At 58.5% G+C, this 3828-nt stretch carries 6 protein-coding genes; 2 read left to right on the plus strand and 4 right to left on the minus strand.

The window, feature by feature from the left end:
* The coding region (locus tag QJT78_RS49315) for a hypothetical protein (RefSeq protein WP_281460791.1) at positions 1–344 on the plus strand (344 nt) is incomplete at its 5' end.
* A gap of 383 nt (positions 345–727) precedes the next feature.
* On the opposite strand, the gene QJT78_RS49320 is transcribed toward QJT78_RS49315, so the two are convergent.
* From QJT78_RS49320 to QJT78_RS49335, 4 genes are all read right to left on the minus strand, one after another.
* Positions 728–1168 carry a tripartite tricarboxylate transporter permease gene (locus tag QJT78_RS49320; RefSeq protein ID WP_240537873.1) on the minus strand — a complete coding sequence of 147 codons (441 nt, stop codon included), beginning with the start codon at positions 1166–1168 and terminating at the stop codon, positions 728–730.
* 26 nt (positions 1169–1194) lie between these two features.
* Positions 1195–1731, minus strand: a complete 537-nt coding sequence (locus QJT78_RS49325) for a tripartite tricarboxylate transporter permease (protein ID WP_240537874.1) — start codon at positions 1729–1731, stop codon at positions 1195–1197.
* Positions 1614–2396 carry a tripartite tricarboxylate transporter permease gene (locus QJT78_RS49330; RefSeq protein ID WP_240537875.1) on the minus strand — a complete coding sequence of 261 codons (783 nt, stop codon included), beginning with the start codon at positions 2394–2396 and terminating at the stop codon, positions 1614–1616. Before QJT78_RS49330 ends, QJT78_RS49325 begins: the two co-directional genes overlap by 118 nt.
* Before the next feature lie 77 nt (positions 2397–2473).
* Positions 2474–2773 (minus strand): DUF3892 domain-containing protein, encoded by a 300-nt coding sequence (locus tag QJT78_RS49335; RefSeq protein WP_028154453.1) that lies wholly within the window; start codon positions 2771–2773, stop codon positions 2474–2476.
* 685 nt (positions 2774–3458) lie between these two features.
* Here QJT78_RS49335 and QJT78_RS49340 point away from each other — a divergent pair.
* Positions 3459–3828, plus strand: a 370-nt coding sequence (locus QJT78_RS49340; RefSeq protein ID WP_281460790.1) for a DUF4365 domain-containing protein, incomplete at its 3' end; no start/stop codon positions are given.

Here is a 3828-nt window from a genome sequence, read left to right on the forward strand (position 1 = left end):
GTCAACGCATACAACGACAGAGCCGAGCCCTTCGTCTGGACCAAGAAAAAGGTCCGTCAACGCCGTTTCAAAGGCCGCCGTATCACTCAGCTCTGATTCCGGGTACTAGCAACGCGGAGTTAAATAATGAGCAGATAGAAAACGAAAATCTGCAACTCGTCGCCCGACGTTTCCGCGAAACTCTCCGACCCGGCTCAAAGGCTCTCGAAGCGCTCGCAGAGCTCGTGAAAGACACGGGTGAAATTGAGGCGCTTGCGAGGGAGCTATATTACGAATCACGACCGCATGAGGATATCGGCAAGACACTCAAGGCGCGCGTCGAAGCAATTTTGCGTACAACCTGATTTGGTTCCGGTGCGCTTGTTTGCAGCTAAGAGCCCTCAGCCTGCCTTTAGGAGCCCGCCCATGCGTTCCAAGACCCCAACCTCTTCCACGGACACATCCGGGACCCAAAGAACGCACCGTAGCCCGCCTGTGCCCGATTTGAGCAAGGGCCTGGAGGGCACCTTGGCCGACCTTCGCCTTATTGCGATGCGCTGCCGGCTGGGCGCAGGCCTCGGCTCAGACGTGAGCTTCGCGTCAGACGACGCCCGCAAGCTGGCGTCGCATCTCGAGACACTTGCCGACATTTACGAAGCCAGCAAAACCCCGGAGCCCCCCCGTAGCGCGGCGGCGGCGGCTAAGTCTTTGCGTCGTCGCGGATAATCGATCCGCGAGCGGAATGTTTCTACTCCGCGGGTCGTGCGATCGCGGCACCGGAGCTCTCTGGGAGGTCGAGCGCAGCAAACGCCTTCGGTTTGCGCAAGCGGACGTAAACCTGCGCCGCCAGAAGCACCACGCACAGGAGTAAAAAGAACGCGCTGATCGGCCGCTCGACGAAGATCATGGCGTCGCCCCGCGAGACCAGCAGCGAACGGCGGAAGTTCTCTTCCAGGCGTGGCCCCAGGACGAAGCCGAGCAGGATCGAGGCCGGGTGGAAATCGAGCAGCAGCAGCAGATAGCCGACCAACCCGACCACGACGGTCTCGCCGACCTGGAACATATCGTTGTTGGTCGAGTAGACGCCGATCGCAACGAAGAACAGCGCACTCGGATACAGGTACTTGTAGGGAATCATCAGGAGCTTCACCCACACCCCGATTGGCGGGACGTTGAGCAGCACCAGCATGACGTTGCCGATCCAGAAGCTCGCGATTAGACCCAGAAGATGTCCGGATGCTCCTTGATCAACTGGGGGCCGGGTACGATGCCTTGGATCATCAGCGCGCCAAGGATCAGGGCCATGACAGCGTCGCCGGGAATGCCGAGGCTCATGGTCGGGATGAAGTCGCCCTGTACCGACGAGTGCGTGGACGCCTCTGGACAGGCGACGCCTTCGATCATCCCCGTACCGAACTTCTCTGGCGTCATCGAGACCTTCTTCTCGGCCGCGTAGGAGATGAAGGAGGCGATCGTCGGTCCCGTTCCTGGAATGAGCGAGCAGAGGCTTCCGATGATGGTTCCACGCAACATCGCGGGGATCGAGCGGCGGAGTTCGTCACGCGATGGACGCAGATCGCGTAGTCCGACGTTCGAATAGCGTGTGTTCACCTCTGAATATTGGTTCACGCTCTTCATGAACTCGGCGATGCCAAATAGACCAAGTGCGAGTCCGACGAGTTCGATGTCGTCGAGGAGATTCGGGATGCCGAGCGTGAACCGTTCCGTGCCGGTCTCGACATCCGTTCCCACGTTCCCAGGAAAAGGCCGAGCAATGTCATCGCGATGCCCTTGAGCGGTGAGCCTTTCGCCAGTGTCGAGCCGGCGAGAAGACCAAGAAGCATCAGCGAACAGATTTCGGTTGGACCGAACTCAAGCGCGACCTTCACAAGCAACGGTGCCAGAGAGATCATCTCCATGATGCCCCAAGAGGCGCCGACGAACGACGACAGTACCGTGATGCCGAGTGCCGCGCCGCCTCGACCCTGCTTCGTCAGCGGAAATCCGTCGAGGCACGTCACCGCGTGCGGTGGATGGCACGGTAGGTTGAGCAGGATGGAACAAATCGCGCCGCCGTATTGCGCTCCATAGAAGACGCCTGACAGCATCAAGATCGCGCCGACCGGGGGAATGCCGAACGTTAGCGGGAGCAGCACGGATATCGTGGCGAGAGGTCCCATTCCCCGCAGGACCCCAACCATGTTGCCGACCAGAACGCCGACGAAGTCGTTCTTGCCGAGGATGTCGCGCTCGATCCTCACTTCAACATCAGCTCCCGACTCACGCTCCCCTCTGACCGTCGGTTGGCGGATATTCCGGAGGCGAGAACGCAGGGTTACCAGCTTACGGTCGCGCACGTCACGGAAACTTATTCCCGAATTGAGGAATGACCACGCATAAGACAGGCCAATTTGCATCGGCACCCGCGTCAAAGCGGCCGAAAGGAAAAAGCGCTAGGCTGCGGAGGGCACGGTCTTAGCTGCGGATGCCTTCGCTACAGGGAGAATACGGGCGGGCACTCAGCGAGTGAAAGAAGGCTGTCTGGCTGAATGCCGTCTGCCGTCGTCTTGATGTACTTGTGCCCTTCGTGTTTGGCCACGATCAAACCAGCAGTGAGCCCGTCTTCCTGAACATAGAATTCCCACGCGCCGCTTTCGATGTCTCTGATCGTCTGAACGACAGATTGCTTCCAGTGACTTCCGTTCGAATATACCCCGCCGATGCTGCTAATTCTCTCGTGGGGCTTCGTCCTGTCGGTCTTATCGATGCAACGAACGCGAGCGAGTCTAGCCACGTGGCTCTCTCCTTCCGCATGCAAAGTAGCAACCAGCTTAGCGTTCAGTGGCGGACCATGCCGCCGCCAATTCAGGTAGGTGCCCCGGATACTTGTCTGCGCTATAATCTGGTGGCGCTCACGAGAATATGTCTCACGAGAATATGTCTCACGAGAATATGTCTCACGAGAATATGTCTCACGAGAATATGTCTCACGAGAATATGTCTCACGAGAATATGTCTCACGAGCAAAGGTGGACAGTCTTGCCAATCCAAGGGGGAAGGCTGGCCACCTAAGTTAGCGGTGCGTTGCAGGGACAGCGCTTCGTTGTCCGTCACGAATCGCCGAGTCACGTGCCGCTAACTTCACCGGCAGCGCGGGTGTGGCAGGGACAGCGTCGCTCGCATTTCCGGCGCCGAGTCGCGCCTGCGCTGCTTACGGTCACTGAGACGAGATCATCACGCGGATGGCGTGATGCAGCGCGTCGTGCGCGTATGGCCGGAAGATCAACCTGGAAAGAAGATTGAGCCGGCATCGATGATTGGTCAGCATGGCGGGCGGAGCGCGCCCGGCGTCAACGTTGCCCCCCGCAAATCGGTAGGCTGCGTGGAGCAGTGGGGCGAGGAGGGCGGCGGAGCACCAAAGCATCGACTATTCGGCGGGAACTATGGTATGGGGGTGCAGTGTGGTTTGAAGGTAAGCCATGGATGCACTTCTCGCAGAGACCGACAAGCAAGAAGCGTACTCACTCGCGTACGTTTGTGCGGTAGCGGCTAGCGCCGGTTATGTCGTAGCCACCCGTCATTTTGATCGTGATAGTATCGACCTCACGATTGAGGCCGGCGAATCGATGCGCCCCAAGATTGATATCCAAGTAAAGGCGACCATCAACTTGGACGGGGACGGAAGTGTTTTCAGGTATAAGCTAAAACAGAAGAACTATGACGACCTCCGGATTGAAAGGTACTGTCCAGAATCTTTCGCACTTTTGATCAGGCGACGGCTCCGGTTTCAGAGAGTTGTGGCTGATAGAGCGGTCGCATGTTCATGTAGCATTTGGTCGACCACGCCGT

Origin of the sequence: Bradyrhizobium sp. Mp27, assembly GCF_029953005.1 — a bacterium.
Classification (GTDB): Bacteria; Pseudomonadota; Alphaproteobacteria; order Rhizobiales; family Xanthobacteraceae; genus Bradyrhizobium; species Bradyrhizobium barranii.

Coding starts and splice junctions, on each gene's coding strand:
- QJT78_RS49320 (WP_240537873.1), bottom strand. CDS start 1,168: ATGCTGGTGCTGCTCAACGTCCCGCCAATCGGGGTGTGGGTGAAGCTC.
- QJT78_RS49330 (WP_240537875.1), bottom strand. CDS start 2,396: ATGCAAATTGGCCTGTCTTATGCGTGGTCATTCCTCAATTCGGGAATA.